We start from the raw sequence: 20,418 nt of genomic DNA on the forward strand, positions 1-20,418 counted from the left end.
CGGCCTGACACAACCGTTTTGGGAGGATCTGTGGCTACTGCCCACGCTGCCCGGCGGCGTCCCGCCGTCCTGGGCGACCTGCTGCCCGGCTCGCTGGCCCGCGACGCCGCGCTCGTCATCGGCGCCGCCGCCTTCGTCGGCCTCGCCGCGCAGATCGCGGTCCCGCTGCCCGGCACCCCCGTGCCGGTGACCGGACAGACCTTCGCGGTGCTGCTCACCGGCGCCGCCCTCGGCTTCGGCCGCGCCGGCCTGGGCATGCTGGTCTACCTGCTCGCCGGAATGGCCGGCGTCCCCTGGTTCACCGACGGCACCTCCGGCGCCGGATTCCCCACCCTCGGCTACGTCATCGGTTTCGTCGCCGCCGCCGCCGTCGTCGGACGCCTCGCCCAGCTCGGCGGCGACCGCACCCCGCTGCGCACCATCGGCACCATGCTCACCGGAACCGCCATCATGTACGCCGCCGGCGTCCCCTACCTGATGGCCGCCCTGCACGTCGACCTCGCCAAGGCCCTCGACCTGGGCGTCACCCCGTTCCTGGCCGGCGACGCGCTGAAGGTCCTGCTGGCCGCCGGACTGCTGCCCGCCGCCTGGAAGCTCACCGGCGCCGCCCGCCGCTGACCCCGGCCCGGCCGCGCCGCCGCGTCCCGTCCCCGCGCATGGGGACGGGACCGACGGGCATACGCACGACCAGGCCCGTGTGGCGCACACCTCACCCCCCACCGCCACCCCGCCCGTTTGAACAGGTTCAAATCTGGCGTACAGTGGCTCACGTGAAGCTCGCCGTGACAGCACCGGACCGACTCACCGTCCGCACCGTCCCGATCCCCGACCCGGGCGACCTCGTCGCGCGGCTTCCGCACCCCTCCGCGCTCGCCTGGATCCGCCACGGCGAGGGAATCGTCGGCTGGGGCGAAGCCGCCCGCCTCACCCTCCCCGGCGGCCACGACCGCTTCGACGCCGCCGCCCGCATGCTCCGCGACCTGTTCGGCGCCGCCGCCGTCGACGACACCGTCAACGCCCCCGGCTCCGGACCCGTCGCCTTCGGCACCTTCGGCTTCGACCCCAAATCCCCCGACTCCACCCTCATCATCCCCCGCCGCATCCTCGGCCGCCGCGACGGCCACGCCTGGCTCACCACCATCGGCGACGACACCGACCCCCTCACCCTCGCCAACCCGCCCCAGGCCCCCACCGGCCTGCGCTGGAGCGACGGCGCCCTCCCCGAACACGCCTGGAAGCACGCCGTCGCCACCGCCGTCGACCGCATCCGCCGCGGCCACCTCCGTACCGGCGCCCCGCCCCCGCCCCGCCCCGCCGACAACACCGGCCACCTCGGCAAAGTCGTCCTCGCCCGCGACCTCACCGTCCGCGCCGACACCCCCATCGACGCCCGCGTCCTGCTCCAGCGCCTCGCCGCCCGCTACCCCGGCTGCTACACCTTCTCCTGCGCCGGCATGGTCGGCGCCACCCCCGAACTCCTCATCCGCCGCACCGGCGGCGACATCGAGTCCCTCGTCCTCGCCGGCACCACCGCCCGCGGCGCCACCCCCGCCGACGACCAGGCCCGCGCCGCCCGCCTCTTCACCTCCGCCAAGGACCGCGAAGAGCACCGCTACGCCGCCGAGATGGTCCGCGACGCCCTCACCCCCCTCTGCGCCCACCTCACCGTCCCCGACGAACCCGAACTCCTCACCCTCCCCAACGTCCTGCACCTCGCCTCCCCCCTGCGCGGACGCCTGGCCGCCGACCGCTCCGTCCTCGACGTCGTCGCCGCCCTGCACCCCACCCCCGCCGTCTGCGGCACCCCCACCGACACCGCCATGGACCTCATCCGCGAACTCGAGGGCATGGACCGCGGCCGCTACGCCGGCCCCGTCGGCTGGGTCGACGCCCGCGGCGACGGCGAATGGGGCATCGCCCTGCGCTGCGCAGAGATCGACGGCACCCGCGCCCGCCTGTTCGCCGGCTGCGGCATCGTCGCCGACTCCGACCCCGACGCCGAACTCGCCGAAGCCCGCGCCAAGTTCCGCCCCATGCAGTACGCCCTGCAGGGCTGACCCGGCAGCGCCCCAGCACAGCCACGGCACCGGCACACTGGACCCATGCGCGCGAGCCGGCTGCTGTCCCTCCTCCTGCTCCTGCAGACCAGGGAACGCATGACCGCCCGGGAACTGGCCGCCGAGCTGGAAGTGTCCGTCCGCACCGTCTACCGCGACGTCGAATCCCTCAGCGCCGCCGGCGTCCCCGTCTACGCCGACCGCGGACCCGCCGGCGGCTACCGCCTCCTCAACGGCTACCGCACCCGCCTCACCGGCCTCACCGCCACCGAAGCCGAATCCCTCACCCTGTCCGGCCTCCCCGGCCCCGCCTCCCAGCTCGGCCTCGGCGACGTCCTCGCCGCCGAACTCAAACTCATGGCCGCCCTCCCACCCGACCTGCGCACCCGCGCCTCCCGCATCCGCGAACGCTTCCACCTCGACGCCCCCGGCTGGTTCCGCACCCCCGACGACGTCCCCCACCTGCACGCCACCGCCGACGCCGTCTGGAACCAGCGCCGCATCGAGGTGCTCTACCGCCGCTGGCGCCGACCCCAGCAGGTCACCCGCCGCCTGGAACCCCTCGGCGTCGTCCTCAAGGCCGGCACCTGGTACCTCATCGCCCGCCCCGCCCCCGACGACCCACCCCACACCAGCACAGACACAGACACCGCCGAGACACCCGGCGACACCGCGCGCGAACCCCGCACCTACCGCATCTCACGCGTCCTGACCCTGCGCACACTCCCCGACCACTTCGACCGCCCCCACGGATTCGACCTCGCCGCCTTCTGGGCCGCCTACGCCGAACGCTTCGAAGCCGACGCCTACCGCGAACACGCCACCGTCAAACTCTCCCCCGACGGCTTCACCCGCGCCCCGATCCTCCTCCCGCCCACCATGGCCCGCGCCGCCCTCGACACCGCCACCCCGCCCGGCCCCGACGGCTGGGTCCACGCCACCCTCCCCATCGAATCCGTCCGCCACGCCCACGTCGAATTCCTCAAACTCGGCGCCGACGTCGAGGTCATCGACCCCCCGCACCTCCGCGCCATGATCGCCGCCACCGCCCGCACCCTCGCCGCCCGCTACACCCCCGACCAGACCTGACCCACCACCCGACACGAAAACCCACGAGAAGGCCGAGCGCGGCAAACGACGGCCAGACCGACCACCCTCACCCTGTTACCTCCTCCCGCCGGCACTCGTCATGGGTGTGACGGCCGAACACGAACGGCCGCCCCACCGACGAGCGAAACGAGGACAGGATGCTGACCGACATCATGTACGTGACGGTCTACGTCACCGATCAGGACCGCGCGCTGAGGTTCTACACCGACGGGCTCGGCCTGCAGAAGCGGATCGACTTCCCGGGCGCCGACGGACGCTTCCTCACTGTCGGCGTCCCCGACAACCCCGTGCAGATCATCCTGTGGTCGCACGCGGCGGCCGCCGGACGGCCGGGTGAAGCCGGCCGGCACGCCGCACCCGGCCCGCTGATCCTCGAATCCGACGACCTGCGCCAGGACTTCGAGATCCTGCGCCGGCGCGGCGTCACCTTCACAGACCCCGAACCCGTGGACTACCCGTTCGGCATCCGCGTCGAGGCAGTGGACCCGGACGGCAACCGAATCTCCCTGCGTCAGCGGCGAAAGCCGTGACCGCCCACCCGTCCGGCCTCGTGACCGAAGCGTTCGAAGCCCAGCGCGATCGGCTGCGCGCCGTCGCCTACCGCGTGCTGGGCTCGCACGCCGACGCCGAGGACGTCGTCCAGGAAGCCTGGATGCGCCTCGTCCGCCAAGACGAGGCGACCATCGCCAACCTCGCGGGTTGGCTGACCACCGTGGTCGGCCGGATCAGCCTGGACGTCCTCAGATCACGCCAAGCCCACCCCGAAGCCGCCTACGGGCAGCAGTACGCGGACCTCGTGGTGACGCCCGCGGACGACCCCGCGCCGGACGAGCAGGCCGTGCTGGCCGATTCGGTCGGCCTCGCCCTGCTCGTCGTGCTCGACTCGCTCACCCCGAGCGAGCGCCTGGCGTTCGTCCTGCACGACATGTTCGCCGTCCCGTTCCGCGACATCGCCCAGATCCTGGGCAAGACCGCCGACGCCACCAAGATGATCGCCAGCCGCGCCCGCCGGAAGGTCCAGGCCACGGACCGGCCGGCCGGTCCCGGCCGCGAGCACCGAGAGGCCGTCCGCGCGTTCCGCGCCGCCGCCGTCACCGGCGACTTCGAGGCGCTCCTGCGCGTCCTGGACCCGGACGTGGAACTGACCGTCGACACCCCCGGCGGCATCGTGGTCACCCTCGGCGCCACCGAGGTCGCCGCCGGCGTCCGCATGTTCTCCGGCGAAGCCGCCCGCCACCGGCCCGTCCTGGTCAACGGAATCCCCGGCCACATGTCGTGGCGCGCCGACGGAACGCCCCTCTCCGTCATCGCCTTCACCGTCACCGAAGGCCGGATCACCGGCATCCACATCGTCGTCGACCCGGCCAAACTCGCCTCGATCAGCCTGACCGCCCCGGCCTGAGGCGGCGTCGCCAGAGTCGGCCCGGCATGTGCGAATCATCCCGGGCCGACCAACTTCCGCCGACGCGTCCGCAAGCTCACCGCGCCCGACCCCCGCGCCACGCTCACGAAGCGCCAGAACCCCCGGCGCACAGCGCACGGTCGATCAGAGCACTGGCCGCGCCCTCCTGCTCCAGGACGTGCTCCAGCGAGTCCCCCCGCGCCTCCGACATCGACACCACCGCGCTCCGCCTCCCGTCACCGGTCACACCGTTGAGCGTGATGTAACCGCCGTCCCCACCCTCATGGCCCCAGTACGTCCCGCCGCAACTCAAAGGACGCTCGACCAGACCGAGCCCGTACCGGCCGCCCGGCCACATCCGCTCGACCTCCGCACTCACCGGAACGGTCCGCCTCATCTCCGCCAACTGCCGCGCCGGCAGCAGACGACCCGAAAGCAGCGCACGGAACAGACGGTTCTCATCCCGAGTCGTCGTCACCCACGAAAGGTTCCCGTAGTCCACCGTCACCTGATCGGTGACATCCACCCGCGCACCGGGACCGAAGAACTGGTACGCCCTGGCATGCGGCCGGGGCAACGACGGCGACGTCCCCAGCCACCGCGTCCGGTCGAGCCCGGCCGGACGCAGGACACGGTCCCCGATCTCCTCATGGGCGCGCCGCCCGGTCACCCTCTCGACGACCATGTCCAACAGCACATAACCGGTGTTGGAATACGCCCAGCCCTCCCCCGGCGCGAAGTCCGGCGCATGAGCCACCGCCCGCGCCACCAGCTCCTCAGGCTCATGGACGTCATAGCGCTGCCGGTAGTACTCCCCCGGCGTGCTGTACCCCGGCAGATCGTCGTGGATCCCGCTGGTGTGCTGAAGCAACTGCCGAACCGTGATCCGGCCGCCGTCGTTCCCGTTCCCCCGCACCACCCCCGGCAGCCAGCGCTCCACGCTGTCGTCCAAAGAGAGCCGCCCCTCGGCCTCCAACTGGAGAACCACCACGGCGACCAGCGTCTTGGACGTGCTCGCCATACGGAAGAAGCCCTCAGAAGAGACAGGACGGCCCGTACCCAGATCAGCGGTCCCGCTGACGGCGACCGACTGCCGGCCGTCAGCCGCGACCACCCGGGCCTGCACACCACTGACACCAAGAGCGCGGATCGCCTCGGTATCGCGACGCAACCCCTCCACAGAACCCACCGGACGCGCCACCGCCGGAGCCACATCGGCGGCGAGCAACGCCGCCACACCCAGCGCCACAGCGATGCGCTTACGCAGAGTCGAAACCATGCCCGAACGCTAGAACCGCCACCCCACCACGCACGATCAGGCACGCCCCAAGATCAAAAGGGGGGCTGTCCCCCTCACCCCACCGGCGGCTGGCACCCCGGACACCAGAACAGGTTCCGCCCCGCCACCTCCCCCGACGCCACCGCCGTCCCGCACACCAGGCACGGCAGCCCCGCCCGCCGGTACACGTACACCTCCCCGCCATGACCGTCCACCCGCGGCGCACGCCCCATCGCCTCCGGCGTATGCTCCGGCCGCACCGTGTCGATCCGCCCCGCACGCACCCCCGCCGCCATCAACCCCACCAGGTCGTCCCACAGCGCCGCCCACCGCCGCGCGCTCAACCGCCGCCCCGGCAGCCGCGGATCGATCCCCTGCCGGAACAGCACCTCCGCCCGGTAGATGTTCCCCGGCCCCGCCACCACCGACTGATCCATCAGCAGCACCGCGATCGGCGTCCGCGCCCGGCTGATCCGCCGCCACGCCGCCTCCGGATCGGCGTCCCCCCGCAACGGATCCGGCCCCAGCCGATCACGCAGCAGCTTCACCTCACCCGGCTCGAGTAGCTCGCAGGTATTAGGACCCCTCAGATCCGCATAGTGCCCGCGGCCCTCCAGCCGCAGCCGCACCATCCCGACCGGAGCCGGCGCCGGCCCCTCCCCGAACGCGTACTTGCCGTAGATGCCGAGATGCACATGCAGGATCCGGTCATCGTCGAACCCCAGCAGCAGATGCTTGCCATGCGCGTCCGCCTCGGACAGCACCCGCCCGTCCAACCACCGCGCCCCCTCGGCGAACCGCCCCTGCGGACTCGTCGCGGCAACGGCGAGGCCGCCGAACATCCGCTGATGTTCGACGGCCAGACGGTGAATCGTGTGTCCCTCGGGCATGGCCCGGAGCATAGCCCCGCCCTAGCGCAGCGGCTCCCCGACCTCACGCATGTGCCCCAGCGCCAGCCGGTACGACTCCACCAGCCCCGTCTCCGCGTACGGCAACCCCACCGCCGCGCAGTGCTCACGCACCAGCGGCTGCAACCGACGCAGACTGCACCGCGGAACGCCCGGGAACAGGTGATGCTCGATCTGGTAGTTCAGACCCCCCATCAGCCAGTCCGTCACCAGACCGCCCCGCACGTTCCGCGACGTCAGCACCTGCCGGCGCAGATGCCCCCACCGCTCCCCCGGCCCAGGCATCGCCATCCCCTTGTGGTTCGGCGCGAACACCGCACCCAGGTGCACCCCGAACACCGCGTGCTGAATCGCGACCAGCGCCAGCGCCTGACCCACCGGAAGCAACGCGAACGCCAGCCCCAGATACCCCACCGCATGGACCAGCAGCAGCCCGCCCTCCAGGACCTGGTCCCGCCGCGAACGCCCACGCAGGAACAGCAGGCTGCCCAGCTTCAGGTTCACGCCCTCCAGCGTCAGCAGCGGAAAGAACAACGCGGCCTGGTGCCGCGCCACCCACCGCAGAACACCCCGCTTGCCCTCCGCCTGCTCACTGGTCCACGCCAGCACGCCCTCCCCCACATCGGGGTCCTTGTCGACATGGTTCGGATTCGCGTGATGCCGGTTGTGCTTGTCGTTCCACCACCCGTGCCCCATCCCCAGCAGAAGGTTCCCCAGCAGCAGCCCCAGCCACCGGTTCGCCCGAGCGCTCCGCGCGATCTGCCGGTGCCCCGCGTCATGCCCGAGGAACGCCGCCCGCGCCGACAGCACGGCCAGAGGAATCCCCAGCAGGACCGTCCACCACCCGGCCCCCGCCCACGCGACCGCCCCCCACACCGCTGCCGTCGCCGCCAGGTTCAACCCGATCGCCCGCGCATAGTAACCGCGCCGCCGATCCAGCAGCCCACTGCTGCGGACGCGCCGCGCCAGCGGCGCGAAATCACTGCCGGCCGACCGTTCGGCAGGCCGGGACGGAGCGGACAGGGTCGCGGGCATAGAGACTCCATTCACCAGGGGGTGGAACGTCACGCTGAACGCATGGAAGAAGACTCCTCGAAAGCTATGGAGAGCGAGACCGCCCGGTCGCCCCGCTGCGGAGCCATTCACCGTCTGGCTCCCAGGTCCCGGTACCGCCCGGCTCCCTCATCCGCCAAGTTGATCACCCGGCACAGCGGGCCCCTGCCCCCAAGCGCGGAGGGTGCCGCCATATAGGGTCACAAGTCATGGAAGATGACTCTCGGTGGATCGACCTGGACGGTGCCGTCAACGCCCGCGACCTCGGCGGCCTCCCCACCGCCGACGGCCGCGCCACCCGGCTCGGGCGCGTCCTGCGCTCCGACAACCTCCAGGACCTCTCGGTCGCCGACGTCCGGATCCTCCTCGACGACTACGCGCTCAAGAACGTCATCGACCTGCGCAGCGACGCCGAAGTGCGCCTCGAAGGACCCGGCCCCCTCACCCGCGTGCCGTCGGTGACGATCCACCAGCTCTCACTGTTCGCCGAGGGCGGCCGCCACACCGACGTCGCCGCCGACGTCGACAAGGCCCTGCCCTGGCAGGAGCGCCCCTCCGACGGCCCCGAACAGGACCGCTCCACCGGCCACTACCTCGGCTACCTCGCCGACCGCGGCGACTCCGTCGTCGCCGCCCTGCGCGTCATGACCCGCACCGACGGAGCCGCGCTGGTCCACTGCGCCGCAGGCAAGGACCGCACCGGAGTCGTCTGCGCCCTCGCCCTCGACGTCGTCGGCGTCACCCGCGAGGCGATCGTCGCCGACTACGCCCAGACCGGCGACCGCCTCGAAGCGGTCCTGGGCCGGCTGCGCGGCAGCGACACCTACGCGGCCGACCTCGACTCCCGTCCGGCCGACACCCACCAGCCCCACGCGGCCATCATGGAGAAGTTCCTCGCCCGGATCGACGAGGAGCACGGCGGAACCCTCGGCTGGCTCTCCGGGCACGGCTGGACCGACGAGGACACCGACACCCTGCGGGAGCGCCTCCTCGGCTGACCCGGGGGCTCCGGGAGCGTCGCCCCTCGGACCGCCCGCGGCCTCAGCCGGCGCGCACCGTCATGACGGCAGGAAGATGGCGGTCGCCTCGTCGGCGAGCGCGGCGGAGCGCGGGGCGTCCGGATCGGTCTGCGCCAGATGCAGCAGGCCGAGGATGGCAGCGTAGGCGACCCGCGCCCGGGAGGTCGCCCGGTCCGGCGGCAGCCCGAGCTCGCGGTAGGTACGGGCGAGAAGTTCCAGCCGGGCCTGGTTCACCTGCCCGACCGCGTCCCTGACCCGCGGGTCGTTGCGATCGCCGAGCAGGCTCAGGTGCACCGACGGCGCCAGCGGCTGGACGGACTCCACGACGATGGTGAGCAGCTCGCCCAGGCGCCGCACCGGATCAGCGATCGCGGCGAATTCGGCGAGCCCGCCTTCGCCGTGGGTTCGCACCCACTCCGCGAGGGCCGCCGCGATCAGCTCGTCCCGATTCCGGTAGTGCGCGTAGAAACTGCCCTTGGTCACACCGAGCGTCCGCGCCAGCGGTTCGACCGCCACCGCGGCGAGGCCGCCGCCCGCGATCGCCTTCAGCGCGGCCCGCGCCCAGTCCTCGGCGGACAGCCGGGTCGACTCGTTCACCACGGAACACAGGATACGCCAGCGTATTGACCGGTCGGCGGACGCTGGATACGGTGGCGTATGGATACGCACCCGTATCCATACGCCACCGTACTAAGGATGATCAGTTGGAACCTCCGACGATCCGCCGCGTGGTCACCGGACACGACGCCCAGGGCAGAGCCCGCGTGGTGGACGACCGCGATGTCGAGCCCATCACCTCAGAGCTGATGCCCGGCTGCGCTTTCTTCCGGCTGTGGGGCCGGGACGAACGGCCCGCCTTCCCCGACGACGGCGCACCCCGCCCCGCCGAGGCGTGGTACCCGCCCCGGAACGGATCCCGCTTCATGATCAACACGGTTCCGCCGGGCGAGCCGGCCCCGGCTCCGGGCGTCGACACGGCCGCGGCCCTGGAAGAGCTGGAGCGGCGGATGCCGGGCGCTCTGGCCGCGAACGAGCCCGGCACCCCGGGAATGCACACCACCGACAGCATCGACTACGTCCTGGTCGTCTCGGGCGAGGCCACACTGGAACTCGACGACGGCGAGCAGACCGTATTGCGGGCGGGCGACGTGCTCGTCCAGAACGGCACCCGGCACGCCTGGCACAACCGCGGCACCGAACCTTGCACGATCGTCGGAGTCGCCATCGGCGCGGACCGCATCCGCGAGGCGTAGGACGACCAGCCGGGGCCACCGCGGCGCGCGGACGATGACCGGCCACGTCGACTCGACCGCGCCGCGGGTCGGCGATTCGAGTTCGTCCAGCTGCGTCTGGCATTGCTGCGGAGCGTCAGACACGAGCCCGCGCGGCCTGCCCTTGCATGACGTATGGGCTTGTGGGACGTGGAGCCGACAGCAAGCGCAGTCCTGTTGTCGTGGTGGTTTTTTGGGCTGGACGAGTGATTGCTCGTCCAGCCCAACGCCTTTACAATGTAATTTGAAGGTTAAAGTATTGCAGACGGGTGTCGGTCCTTCGTGCGGGTGGGCTCTCGGTCAGGCGAGGATGTCGCGGACGGCCGCGTGGGCGGCCTGGCGGAGGTCGGCGTGCAGGGCCGCGTTCGCTTCCCTGTCGGTGCGGGCCTCGATGATCCGCAGCCCCTCCCCCGCCAGCGCCTTCGGCAGGTCAGCGGCCGCGGCGAGCCGCCGGTACGGGACGCCGTGCGCGGCGGCGACCGCCTCCAGGTCCACCTGGTGCGGCGTCCCGAAGACCCGCTCGAACGGGCCGCGCAGCGCCGCCTGCGGAAGCAGCGAGAAGATCCCGCCGCCCTGGTTGTTCACGACCACGATCGCCAGGTCGGGGCGCCGCTCCCGCGGCCCCAGGATCAGGCCGTTCTGGTCGTGCAGGAACGCCAGGTCGCCGAGCAGGGCGTAGGAGCGGCCGCTGTGCACCAGCGCCGCGCCCATCGCCGTCGACACCAGCCCGTCGATGCCGCTGGCGCCCCGGTTGGCCATGATCCGGATACCGCGCCGTGGCCGCATCACCTGGTCCAGGTCGCGGATCGGCATGCTCGCCGCCGTGAACAGCAGCGACCCGCCCGGCAGCGCCGCGACCATGTCGCGGGCCAGCCGCGGCTCGCTCACCTCCGGGAGGGCGTCAAGGACGGCGTCCACCGCTTCGGCCGCGGCCCGGTCGGCGGACCGCCACGACTTCAGCCACGTGTCGTCGCCCGACACCACCGGGATCTCGACCTCGGGCGCCACCTGCGTCGCCGACCGCACGGGGTCGGGCCAGTGCGCCAGGTCGGGTGCCAGGACGATGTGCTCCTCCGCGCGGCGCAGCAGCGACAGCAGCGGGCGCGACAGGCCCGGCTTGCCCAGCGTCACCACCACCTCGGGACGGTGCCGCTCCACGAACTCCGGGACGCCCAGCAGGAAATGGTGCGACGACAGCGCGTGGTCGCCGTAGCGGGCGTTGCCGTTCGGCTCGGCGAGCACCGGCCAGCCGGCCATCGACGCCGCCGCCACGTACCGCTTGACGTTCACCGCACCGTCCCCGACCACCAGGACACCGCGCCGCGTTGGCGGGACGTGCAGCACCGACCCGGGCGTCGCCGGGCGCACCTTCGTCCACGCGCCGGTCGCGTCCCCGTCCAGGGGCTCGCACCACGTCTCGTCGCCGTCGGGGATCAGCGGCTCGCGGAACGCCGCGTTCAGGTGAACCGGCCCCGGGACGGGCGCCTGCGCCAGCCCCCACGCGCGGCTCACCAGCGACCGCCAGTACGCCACCATGCCCGGACGGTTCTCCGGGACGCCGATCTCGGCGCTCCACCGCACCGCCGTCCCGTACAGCTTCACCTGGTCGATCGTCTGGTTCGCACCCGTGGCGCGCAGCTCCGGCGGCCGGTCCGCCGTGATCACGATGAGCGGGACGCCCGACTCGTGCGCCTCCACCACCGCCGGATGGAAGTTCGCCGCCGCCGTGCCCGACGTGCACACCAGCGCGACCGGGCGCCCCGACCGCTTCGCCATGCCCAGCCCGAGGAACGACGCCGAACGCTCGTCGATCCGCACGTGCAGCCGGAGACCGCCCGCCTCCTCGGCGGCGTGCAGCGCCAGCGCCAGCGGCGCCGACCGCGAGCCCGGCGCCAGCACCACGTCGGTCATTCCGCACCGCTGAAACTCGTCGACCAGGACGCTCGCCAGCGCGGTCGCCGGGTTCACGGCGCCACCTCCACCACCGCCGGGCCGTCCAGATGGGCCTGCGCGGCCAGCGCCCGGCTCCGCCACGCCCCGTCGGGCGCCTCCCAGCGGCGCAGCGCCTCCTCGTCCACCGCCGGCCGGCGCACCTCGATCTCCCCCGCGACCGGACGCAGCGGGTCGCGCACGACGTCGCCCTCCAGCAGCGGCAGCGTCCCCAGCCCGCACGCGTAGGGCAGCTCCGGCAGCGCGGCGGCCAGCGCCACCCCCGCCGCCAGCCCCACCGACGTCTCCACCGCGCTCGACACCACCACCGGCAGCCCGCACGCCTCCGCGACCCGCAGCGACGCCGCGACCCCGCCGAGCGGCTGCACCTTCAGCACCGCCACGTCGGCGGCGCCCGCCGCGCGCACCTTCAGCGGGTCCTCGGCGCGGCGGATCGACTCGTCGGCCGCGATCGGCACGTCCACGCGGAACCGCACCGCCGCCAGCTCCTCCAGCGTCGCGCAGGGCTGCTCGGCGTACTCCAGCTCCCACCGGTCCAGCGACCGGATCATCCGGGCGGCGTGATCGACGTCCCAGCTGCCGTTCGCGTCGATCCGGACCCTGCCCCGCGGTCCGATCGCCGCGCGGACGGCCTCCACCCGGGCCAGATCGTCGGCGTCGCTCTGGCCGCGCTCGGCGACCTTCACCTTCGCGGTGCGGCAGCCGGACTCGCGCGTCATCTCGAAGGCCCGCTCCGGGCCGACCGCCGGGATCGTCGCGTTCACCGGGATCCGGTCGCGGACGGGCGCGGGCCAGACCTCCCACGCGGCCTCCCGGGCGGCGGCCAGCCAGCGGGCGCACTCGGCCGGACCGTACTCAGCGAACGGCGAGAACTCCCCCCAGCCGGCGGGGCCCCGCAGCAGAGCGCCCTCCCGCCGCGTCACGCCGCGGAACCGCGTCCGCATCGGGATGGAGTACACCCGCACTCGCCGACCCCCTGACCTGCCCGTCGAATCACGGCATTTCCGGATCACACCGTGCACTCGAACCCCTAGTAGTACCACCGAAAACGTATCGGATGGTGATGGCTGATGATGGCCCCGCCTGTTCCCGCCCGATACGGCCGTCTTGCCGTGCTGAACGGTGTCAACGGATCCGCCCTGAACGAGGGCAGTCCCGCTCTCCCTGGCTCCCCTCGGGCTCCCCTCCCCCATCCACGCATCGAGCGCCGCGCGCTCACGCGCTGTGCCCAATCCCTCATTCCGAGGCCTGGGAGTGGGGCCTAATCCTCCGTGACCCGGCTGCGGCGCCGCATGAGCGGGACGTGGAGTACCTGTGGCAGGTGCGGCCCGACCTGACGCGCACGGACCCGCTGGCGCTCTCGAAGAGCGGCTGCTACCGGCGATCCCGGCTCACCACTTCGGAGCCCGGGGCGGGCGAGCTCGTGGAGGGCCCGGACTCGGCGAAGGTCACCACCGCCGCCGACTTCGCGCAGGTGCTGGCGCCGCTGCTGGACGGCGCCATCGCGGCCAGGTTCCTGGTCGGGCTGCGCGCCGGGTACGGGATCGGCTGGAAGGCGCTGGCGCATGAGGTCCGCAGCACCGCGAAGTTCCACCCCAAGTGGCCCATGGACCGGCCGAAGATCTTCGAGCAGGGTGAGGGACTCTCGCTAGTGCCTATGCCCATCTCCCCTGGAGCTCCGGCGACGTGGCGGCGTGCGTCGGCATCGACGCCCGGCCGCCAGGCCCACCCAATACCGTCCGTCGGCGTCCACCCCTGCCACCCCAATCCACGGCTCCCTATTGCTCCCTGACCGACGCTGGCCAGGCCCGGAACCTACCCGGCGGTCGCGGCTATACCGGACCCTCCTCACCGCGTTCTTCGCGTTCATCGCCCTCGCCTACCTATCCGGAGGGATCTCAGGCGACCAGGTCTGCCTACGCGCCCGCACCGCCCACACGATCATCGGCGGGATCCTCGGGACAGCCATCATCGCGCTGTGTGTCGCACTGTCCTGGGTTCTGGTCTCCTTTGGCAAGTACGCCCAGGAAGCACTCACATTCCTGACCGCACTCATCTACTTCGCGCTCGCCCTCACCGCAGTGATGATCACCATGTCCGCCGTCAGCTTCTACCGGACACTGAACGGCGACGCCTTCAACCTCCTGGCGCGTCGATGGTCGCCACCGGCTTAGTGTTCATCGCTGCCGGAGTCGTGCTTGCTGTACGCACCCGACGGTCCTCGCGCAGCCAGAAAGACAAGCTCGACAAGCGGCAGCAGCGGCGCGTCAACCAACTCGCAGGCGGCACCCTGGCCTATCTCGCGGCAGCATCCATCACCGCAGGCCTCGTCCTCACCAGCACCTCCACCGGCTGGCAAGACCCCGACACCTGGGTCATCCACGCCGCAGGGTGGGGCGCGCTCGTCCTGCCGCTGATGGTCCTCCTGTCCGCTGTCGGGGCAATCGCACACCACGTCCCCGCCGCGGCGCCGGCCTCAGGCGGCAAGCAGGCTCCAGCCCCGGGCGTCCCCGGAGCGAGGAAGCCCGACGAGACCACGGGTAGCCAGTGAGCCAGCTGGTGTGGGGGCGCGGCGCGCCTTCCGCAGAAGGCGGGCAGATACGCCCACCCTGAGCCCAGACGATCGTCAGCGACACCTGCGACAGCCAACGGCCACTCAGCTCGAGCGGCGAAACTCCTGCACCCTCTGAGCGAACTCCTCCGGCCCCTCACCAGGCTCCGGATACAACTCTGGCGGGTCCGGCGGGGGCCGCCGCCCATCACCGTCAAGGCCCGCCTCCGGCTCCGGGTCCACCCCCAGCCGCTCACCGGTATCGAAATACTCCCCGGCCTGCGGATCGTCCTCGATCGCGAAGACCTCACCGAACTCGACACCATCAGCCTCGAAGATCGTCATGTACGCCGGGACCCGAGGCGAATCCAGCAACACCGTCACAACCTCAGGGCTCGTCGGGGTGTTATCGAACTCCGCCACCCACGACCCGTCCAGCAGCGCCCGCAGGAACTTCGCGGCCAGACGCTGCTTCTCCGGGGTCTGGCTTCCCGCCCACTCGGCCACGACTTTCCACGTCGTCTTGGTGAGCCGCAGCGGGCGCATCGCTACCCCTCCAGGCGCCTCAACAGATTCTCGACGGCGGCGGGGTCGGCCGGCTCGGGGACCGCCGCCCGCTGGTCGCGGATCCGCTGACGCAGATCGGTGGTTGACTCCAGACGAACCATCCGGTCAACACTCTCCGCAAACCGCGTCAGGTGGTCAATATCCTTCGAGTGGCCGTACGCGGCAACAACCCTGAACAGCGACCGGAACACTTCCCGCTGCTCCTCCGCAGTCAGCCCGTCCCACACCCCCATCGCCGTCTTGACCTGCGGGTCGTCCTTCGCTGGCACGCCAGGAGGAGTGACCTCGACCGGTTTCATCAGCGACCTCCACTCAACGGTTACATGTCCGTTCTAAGGGCCTGCTCCGACAACCTAGGGGCACTCCGCTGATCCGCTCAGCCGCTCCTCGCCGCAGGAAGGGAACGTGGCCGGATCGGGCCCTCTGCCCGGCGGGGGTGAACCAGCGACCGACCCGACACGTCCCCCGTCAACCCGCATGCTGCAACCGGCCGCCCCCGTGACACAGCCATCACACATGGGCACAACGCTCTCCGTGAACCCCATCCCCCCGATCATCATCGGCGCCATGCTCCTCGCCGCCCAGGGCGCAAAGATCGACGCGAAACGCTGTAACGCCGCCTACGACGGCCTTCAGGATGACGAGATCCCAGCCGATAACGGGGATATGCGCTACTCGAGGCAGAGAGCCGACGGCAAAGCATGGCAGAAAAAGGGTCGGGACCTAAAGGGGTACAGCTAAACCAGCGTTGGAAATTACCGTTGTTGAGGCAGCGGCAACAGCACATTCTGACCTCGCCACTGACTTGCCGCTGCACCTAAACAGAGGACGGTCTCTACTGTTTCCCGTCATCGCGATGGGACGTCACCAAAGGAGAGACCATGCACAAGCGCGCTCGCACGGCACTCACCACCGCTGCCTTCGGCACCGGCGGGGCGATCTTCGGAGTCCTCGTCGCGGCCTTGACCCTCGGCGTCTGGGCCGCAGACCCGACCGCCGCCTTCACCGTCCCCGGTGCCTGGTACCCCATCCTCACCGGGAGCATCGCCGGTTTGGCCGGCGGCATCATCGGGGGGCTGGCCGGAGGTCGCATGGGTCGTGACTCCGCGGTCTCCATCCTGGCCCTGTGCGGGGGCTTCGGCTTGATGGTCACCTTTCTGGAGACCATCAACGACCGCATCCTCTACTACTACATCGTCGATTTCGGCGTTGTACTGCTCACCATCGGCATCAGCACCATGATCGCCAACCGCATCGCCGCTGAAAGGCGGCGGTGACCACCTGAGGTGTCCGGCCTGCCGGGCACCACTTGAAGGGGCCCGGCACGCCGGGCCCCTTCCTTGGTTTCAGCGCGATCCAGTCCGGCGCATCCATGCCGTTCCTCCCCCTGTCAGCTGCGGCTCTCGGCCAGCGACTCCAGCGTCTCTCGCAGATCCCAGACGTTCTGGCCTGCGCTCGGCGCAGCGTCGGTCTTCAGATTGCGCGGCCACGCCCCGCTCCAGAAGGCGCGGCCGGTGCTCGCCTGAAACTTCGGGTGGCGCCTGCGCGCGTTCTGGAGTCGGCTCCGGACGGTTTGTCCGGTCACCGGCACGACCTCGGCCCACCGCTTGCTGTGCCTCACCCCGATGACGTCGCGAAACGACAGGTACGCGCGACACAGGTCCGGGAACGAGAGCCTGCCGGCCTCGAGGGTGATGTCAGTCTTCGACTTACGGCCCGGCCCGGCGGGCTTTGTCATTTCTCAAGCCAGTCCATAGATCGCGTAAATGCTGTGCCGACACACCGGCCCTCGCAGAAGCGGTGTGCCGCGTAATCATTACGGCCCCGACGGAATAACTAAGACGATTACGGGAGTTGCGCGGTAAACGCGCAACGTGCAAGCAAGCACAACGGCCCATGCTCTTGGGCACGGGCCGTCAGCGATTAGTCGTGTGGCTAATCGAGTAGGTCGTGTCCGTCATGGGTCCGGACGGCCGGGGCACCGCCAGCGACCGAGTCCAGGAGCCGCACGGCGAACGGCTCAGCCATCAGCGCCCGGACGTCGTCGGTGGTCAGCCATGCAACCTCGACCGCTTCGTCCGTCGGGTGCGCCTCTCCCCCCACCACCCGACAGCGGAAGACGAGCGACACCACTCCGCGCTTCATGTTCTTGTAGACGCCGGTCAGTTCGCCGGCCTCTACACGGACCCCGGTCTCCTCCAAGACTTCCCGGACGACCGTTTCGCGCGGGTCCTCTGCGAGTTCCACGACGCCGCCCGGCTGTACCCAAGCCCCGTTGTCTCGTCTCTTGATCACGAGGAAACGTCCGTCGTCGCGAACGACCGCGCCGCCCGCGCTCACTGAATGGCGCGGCAAGTCGGACGGGTAGGACCGTCCGTCGTTCACGGGATACCCACCTATTTGCGACCGTAGTTCGCGACGATGTCGTACCACCAGGAACTCGGTGCCACCTCGAGCGCAGCGCTTGCAAGAGCCTTCCCGGTCGGGGTCCTCATGGCGTCGACCATCGTGTCCACCCACGGCTGCACATCCGCGTACCCCTGGGCCTGATATTCGCGGGCCTGAAGCAGGCATTCCAGCTTGTCGGCGTCCTTCGCGCACCGCGCCTCCGGAGTCGCCTGCTCTTCGAACTCTCCGGTCAGGGCTCGGATTCGGTCCGCGAGATGTTGCGGCAGCTGGGCAGTCTGGTCCCGGATCACATCTGTGTCGGGCGCCATCGACACGTATCGCTTCCCCGTGGACGGAACGTCGCCCTGCCGGGTCTCTGGGAAGTCGTGGAACAGGCAGAGGGTGGCGACTCTCTCAGCGTCGGCGCCTTCCACAGCGCCGATGACGTAGCCGATGACCGCGGTGCGGAAGCTGTGCTCGGCGACCGTCTCCGGGTTCTTCACACCGGCGATCCACCACCCCTGCCGGGCAGACCTCTTCAGGTGGCCGGCTTCGTGCAGGAAAGGCACGATCTCGCGGGCGTCAGACATGGGTTCTCCTTGAGGGGTTCGCGGCCATGCGCGCCGCGTAGTTGATGTTCTCTGGTTCGCGCCTGCTCTGGTTGGGCACGTCGAGGTCCAAGAGCTCTGCTGACTGTGCGCGGGCCTGGTCCGCTAGTTCGGGGTCCTGCATCAACAGTGTGGGTCGGCGCTGGATGAGAGACGACGCGGCGCATCGAGGCGGAGCGGGAGCGGCGGCGGGCGCTGCGGCAGAAGGTGTGGGAGGCGCGTTAGGTCCGCGACACCGCAGCCCGCGACCGTGCGCTCGCTGAGATCGCGGAACTGCCGCCGCCGCGCCGGCCTGTGGGCGCCTCGCCCCGGGCGCAGATCCACGCGACCCTCCGCGTCGCTCTGTCAGATGCCGCCACTCGTCACCGTGAACGTCGCGAAGCTCATCCGCATGGGCGGCGGTCGCCGCCCCAAGGCGGTCGTGTGGACGCCCGAGCGGGTCAGCGGCTGGTTCGACACCTACACCGCCGCCCTTGAGGAGGCTGGCGAGCCGCCCGAGAGTCGCTCGACGCGAGCGTTCAAGCTGTGGCGATCGCTGCCACGCCCGTCCCGGGCGATGGTGTGGACACCCGAGCAGACCGGCGGGTTCCTCGCCGCCGCCGCCGAGTACCGGCTGTACGCCCCCTACCACCTGATGACGTTCGCGGTGCTCCGGCGCGGTGAGACGTGCGGGCTGGAATGGGCCGACGTCGACCTCGACGCCCGGGAACTGTCGCTGTACATCCAGATCGTGCACATCACCTACGCCGGGGTTGAGGAAGCCGACCTCAAGAGCGACGGCAGCAAGGACACCATCCCGTTCGACACCGCGACCGGGCAGGTGCTGCGGGCGCAGCAGCGCGAAGAGCGCCTCGCGTGGGTCCAGTCGGGGAAGGTTTTCACCCGTGAGAACGGTGAGCGGCTGCACCCCGACCACGCGTCCGCAGAGTTCCAGGCCATCGCGTTCACGGCCGGGCTCCCACCGATCCGGCTGCATGATCTCCGGGACGGCACGGCGACGCTGATGCTCGCTGGCGGCGCGGACATGAAGCTGGTGCAGGCACAGCTGCGGCATTCCTCTATCTCGTTGACCGCGGACACCTACACGAGCGTGTTGCCGGACGTGGCGAGGGAGGCGGTGGAGGGCGGCGCAGCGATGGTCCCGAGGGCCGCCGCGGCAGGCTCAGCGAGCACTTCCGGGCTCCCCTCCCGCGCAGGGCGGGGGCGTGACACCGCTCAACCGCTCGAATCAGCAGGTCAGAGCTTCACGGATGCCGCGCCCCACGTCCCCAAAAGATCGCGCCCCGAGTCCTAGTAGTACCACGGGAAACGCGACCAATCGGGATCGCGCTTCTCCAGGAAGGAGTCCCGTCCCTCGGCGGCCTCGTCGGTGCCGTAGGCCAGCCGCGTCGCCTCCCCGGCGAACACCTGCTGCCCCACGAGACCGTCGTCGACGAGGTTGAAGGCGTACTTCAGCATCCGCTGCGCCGTCGGGCTCTTGCCGTTGACCTTCCGCGCCCACTCCAGCGCCGTCGCCTCCAGCTCGGCGTGCGGGACGACGGCGTTCACCATGCCCATCCGGTGCGCGGCCTCGGCGTCGTACGCGTCGCCCAGGAAGAAGATCTCCCGCGCGAACTTCTGGCCCACCTGCCGCGCCAGGTACGCCGACCCGAACCCGCCGTCGAAGCTCGCCACGTCCGCGTCGGTCTGCTTGAACCGCGCGTGCTCCCGGCTGGCCAGGGTCAGGTCGCACACCACGTGCAGGCTGTGCCCGCCCCCGGCCGCCCAGCCCGGCACCACGCAGATGACGACCTTGCCCATGAACCTGATCAGCCGCTGCACCTCCAGGATGTGCAGCCGCCCCGCCCGCGCCGGGTCGATCGTGTCCGACGTCTCGCCCTCGGCGTACCTGTAGCCGTCCCTGCCGCGGATCCGCTGGTCGCCGCCCGAGCAGAACGCCCAGCCGCCGTCCCTCGGCGACGGCCCGTTGCCCGTCAGCAGCACGCAGCCGATGTCGCTGGACATCCGCGCGTGGTCCAGCGCGCGGTACAGCTCGTCCACCGTGTGGGGACGGAACGCGTTGCGCACCTCCGGGCGGTTGAACGCCACCCGCACCGTCCCGTGGTCGACGGCCCGGTGGTAGGTGATGTCGGTGAAGCCGAACCCCTCGACCTCTCTCCAGGCGTCCGCGTCGAACAGCTCCGAGACCATGTCTTCCTCTCCGTCGGGCGACCGCGCCGCGGCCGGGGCGCGGCGCTCGGGCACCATTCAACCGG

General features: G+C 71.1%; 25 protein-coding genes. 13 read left to right on the plus strand and 12 right to left on the minus strand.

The features are described 5' to 3' along the window. Positions 1-30 precede the first annotated feature (30 nt). The 5 genes from ABD944_RS34070 (at position 31) to ABD944_RS34090 (ending at position 4,569) form a co-directional block, all read left to right on the plus strand. Complete coding sequence (locus ABD944_RS34070) at positions 31-618, plus strand: biotin transporter BioY (protein WP_345183860.1); 588 nt, start codon at positions 31-33, stop codon at positions 616-618. Positions 619-770: 152 nt separating this feature from the next. Further along, positions 771-2,057, plus strand: coding sequence for an isochorismate synthase (locus ABD944_RS34075; RefSeq protein ID WP_345183862.1), 1,287 nt, complete (start codon positions 771-773; stop codon positions 2,055-2,057). Between the two features lie 45 nt (positions 2,058-2,102). Then, a complete protein-coding gene (locus ABD944_RS34080) occupies positions 2,103-3,146 on the plus strand; it encodes a helix-turn-helix transcriptional regulator (RefSeq protein WP_345183864.1) in 1,044 nt (347 codons plus the stop codon). Positions 3,147-3,304: 158 nt separating this feature from the next. Next, positions 3,305-3,697, plus strand: coding sequence for a VOC family protein (locus tag ABD944_RS34085; protein ID WP_345183866.1), 393 nt, complete (start codon positions 3,305-3,307; stop codon positions 3,695-3,697). Continuing rightward, positions 3,694-4,569 (plus strand): sigma-70 family RNA polymerase sigma factor, encoded by an 876-nt coding sequence (locus ABD944_RS34090; protein WP_345183868.1) that lies wholly within the window; start codon positions 3,694-3,696, stop codon positions 4,567-4,569. The genes ABD944_RS34085 and ABD944_RS34090 overlap by 4 nt, the downstream gene beginning before the upstream one ends. Positions 4,570-4,672: 103 nt before the next feature. On the opposite strand, the gene ABD944_RS34095 is transcribed toward ABD944_RS34090, so the two are convergent. The 3 genes from ABD944_RS34095 to ABD944_RS34105 form a co-directional block, all read right to left on the minus strand. Then, on the minus strand, positions 4,673-5,848 hold the full coding sequence (locus ABD944_RS34095; protein WP_345183870.1) for a serine hydrolase domain-containing protein: 1,176 nt from the start codon (positions 5,846-5,848) through the stop codon (positions 4,673-4,675). A 74-nt stretch (positions 5,849-5,922) separates the two neighbouring features. Further along, entirely contained in the window at positions 5,923-6,738 is an 816-nt protein-coding gene (locus ABD944_RS34100; RefSeq protein ID WP_345183872.1) for an Fpg/Nei family DNA glycosylase, read from the minus strand. Positions 6,739-6,759: 21 nt separating this feature from the next. Further along, positions 6,760-7,791 carry a fatty acid desaturase family protein gene (locus tag ABD944_RS34105; protein WP_345183874.1) on the minus strand — a complete coding sequence of 344 codons (1,032 nt, stop codon included), beginning with the start codon at positions 7,789-7,791 and terminating at the stop codon, positions 6,760-6,762. 227 nt (positions 7,792-8,018) lie between these two features. Here ABD944_RS34105 and ABD944_RS34110 point away from each other — a divergent pair, with 227 nt between their 5' ends. After that, complete coding sequence (locus ABD944_RS34110; RefSeq protein ID WP_345183876.1) at positions 8,019-8,807, plus strand: tyrosine-protein phosphatase; 789 nt, start codon at positions 8,019-8,021, stop codon at positions 8,805-8,807. A gap of 60 nt (positions 8,808-8,867) precedes the next feature. Here the strand turns inward: ABD944_RS34110 and ABD944_RS34115 are convergent, their stop codons facing one another. Continuing rightward, a complete protein-coding gene (locus tag ABD944_RS34115) occupies positions 8,868-9,425 on the minus strand; it encodes a TetR/AcrR family transcriptional regulator (RefSeq protein ID WP_345183878.1) in 558 nt (185 codons plus the stop codon). Between the two features lie 107 nt (positions 9,426-9,532). Between ABD944_RS34115 and ABD944_RS34120 the strand changes: the two genes are divergently transcribed. After that, positions 9,533-10,081, plus strand: a complete 549-nt coding sequence (locus ABD944_RS34120) for a cupin domain-containing protein (RefSeq protein WP_345183880.1) — start codon at positions 9,533-9,535, stop codon at positions 10,079-10,081. 318 nt (positions 10,082-10,399) lie between these two features. Here ABD944_RS34120 and menD read toward each other — a convergent pair whose 3' ends face one another. Further along, positions 10,400-12,067 (minus strand): 2-succinyl-5-enolpyruvyl-6-hydroxy-3-cyclohexene-1-carboxylic-acid synthase, encoded by a 1,668-nt coding sequence (gene menD, locus ABD944_RS34125; protein WP_345183882.1) that lies wholly within the window; start codon positions 12,065-12,067, stop codon positions 10,400-10,402. Continuing rightward, complete coding sequence (locus tag ABD944_RS34130; RefSeq protein WP_345183884.1) at positions 12,064-13,014, minus strand: o-succinylbenzoate synthase; 951 nt, start codon at positions 13,012-13,014, stop codon at positions 12,064-12,066. The genes menD and ABD944_RS34130 overlap by 4 nt, the downstream gene beginning before the upstream one ends. A gap of 338 nt (positions 13,015-13,352) precedes the next feature. On the opposite strand from ABD944_RS34130, the gene ABD944_RS34135 reads away from it, so the two are divergent. The 3 genes from ABD944_RS34135 to ABD944_RS34145 are packed head-to-tail and all read left to right on the plus strand — an operon-like array spanning position 13,353 to position 14,600. Next, positions 13,353-13,841 (plus strand): hypothetical protein, encoded by a 489-nt coding sequence (locus ABD944_RS34135; RefSeq protein WP_345183886.1) that lies wholly within the window; start codon positions 13,353-13,355, stop codon positions 13,839-13,841. Further along, complete coding sequence (locus ABD944_RS34140; RefSeq protein WP_345183888.1) at positions 13,831-14,223, plus strand: hypothetical protein; 393 nt, start codon at positions 13,831-13,833, stop codon at positions 14,221-14,223. Before ABD944_RS34135 ends, ABD944_RS34140 begins: the two co-directional genes overlap by 11 nt. Next, a complete protein-coding gene (locus ABD944_RS34145; protein WP_345183890.1) occupies positions 14,205-14,600 on the plus strand; it encodes a hypothetical protein in 396 nt (131 codons plus the stop codon). Before ABD944_RS34140 ends, ABD944_RS34145 begins: the two co-directional genes overlap by 19 nt. 105 nt (positions 14,601-14,705) lie before the next feature. Here ABD944_RS34145 and ABD944_RS34150 read toward each other — a convergent pair whose 3' ends face one another. Both ABD944_RS34150 and ABD944_RS34155 read right to left on the minus strand, forming a co-directional pair. Next, positions 14,706-15,146 carry a hypothetical protein gene (locus ABD944_RS34150; protein ID WP_345183892.1) on the minus strand — a complete coding sequence of 147 codons (441 nt, stop codon included), beginning with the start codon at positions 15,144-15,146 and terminating at the stop codon, positions 14,706-14,708. 2 nt (positions 15,147-15,148) lie between these two features. After that, positions 15,149-15,466 carry a hypothetical protein gene (locus ABD944_RS34155; RefSeq protein WP_345183894.1) on the minus strand — a complete coding sequence of 106 codons (318 nt, stop codon included), beginning with the start codon at positions 15,464-15,466 and terminating at the stop codon, positions 15,149-15,151. A gap of 217 nt (positions 15,467-15,683) precedes the next feature. On the opposite strand from ABD944_RS34155, the gene ABD944_RS34160 reads away from it, so the two are divergent. Then, the gene (locus tag ABD944_RS34160) at positions 15,684-15,908 is read left to right on the plus strand and encodes a hypothetical protein (protein ID WP_345183896.1); all 225 of its coding nucleotides are present in this window, start codon (positions 15,684-15,686) and stop codon (positions 15,906-15,908) included. A 140-nt stretch (positions 15,909-16,048) separates the two neighbouring features. Further along, a complete protein-coding gene (locus ABD944_RS34165; protein WP_345183898.1) occupies positions 16,049-16,444 on the plus strand; it encodes a hypothetical protein in 396 nt (131 codons plus the stop codon). 113 nt (positions 16,445-16,557) lie between these two features. Here the strand turns inward: ABD944_RS34165 and ABD944_RS34170 are convergent, their stop codons facing one another. The 3 genes from ABD944_RS34170 to ABD944_RS34180 form a co-directional block, all read right to left on the minus strand. Beyond that, positions 16,558-16,905 carry a hypothetical protein gene (locus tag ABD944_RS34170; RefSeq protein WP_345183900.1) on the minus strand — a complete coding sequence of 116 codons (348 nt, stop codon included), beginning with the start codon at positions 16,903-16,905 and terminating at the stop codon, positions 16,558-16,560. A gap of 197 nt (positions 16,906-17,102) precedes the next feature. After that, positions 17,103-17,552: an NUDIX hydrolase gene (locus tag ABD944_RS34175; RefSeq protein ID WP_345183902.1), complete on the minus strand. Its 450-nt coding sequence runs from the start codon at positions 17,550-17,552 to the stop codon at positions 17,103-17,105. An 11-nt stretch (positions 17,553-17,563) separates the two neighbouring features. Further along, complete coding sequence (locus tag ABD944_RS34180; protein WP_345183904.1) at positions 17,564-18,145, minus strand: HD domain-containing protein; 582 nt, start codon at positions 18,143-18,145, stop codon at positions 17,564-17,566. A gap of 367 nt (positions 18,146-18,512) precedes the next feature. Here ABD944_RS34180 and ABD944_RS34185 point away from each other — a divergent pair, with 367 nt between their 5' ends. Beyond that, entirely contained in the window at positions 18,513-19,457 is a 945-nt protein-coding gene (locus ABD944_RS34185) for a tyrosine-type recombinase/integrase (RefSeq protein ID WP_345183906.1), read from the plus strand. Here ABD944_RS34185 and ABD944_RS34190 read toward each other — a convergent pair. Beyond that, positions 19,454-20,353, minus strand: coding sequence for a 1,4-dihydroxy-2-naphthoyl-CoA synthase (locus ABD944_RS34190; protein WP_185024445.1), 900 nt, complete (start codon positions 20,351-20,353; stop codon positions 19,454-19,456). The two genes, ABD944_RS34185 and ABD944_RS34190, sit on opposite strands and share 4 nt — an antisense overlap. Between the last annotated feature and the right edge of the window lie 65 nt (positions 20,354-20,418).

Origin of the sequence: Actinomadura verrucosospora (assembly GCF_039540335.1) — a bacterium.
Taxonomy (GTDB): Bacteria; Actinomycetota; Actinomycetes; order Streptosporangiales; family Streptosporangiaceae; genus Spirillospora; species Spirillospora verrucosospora.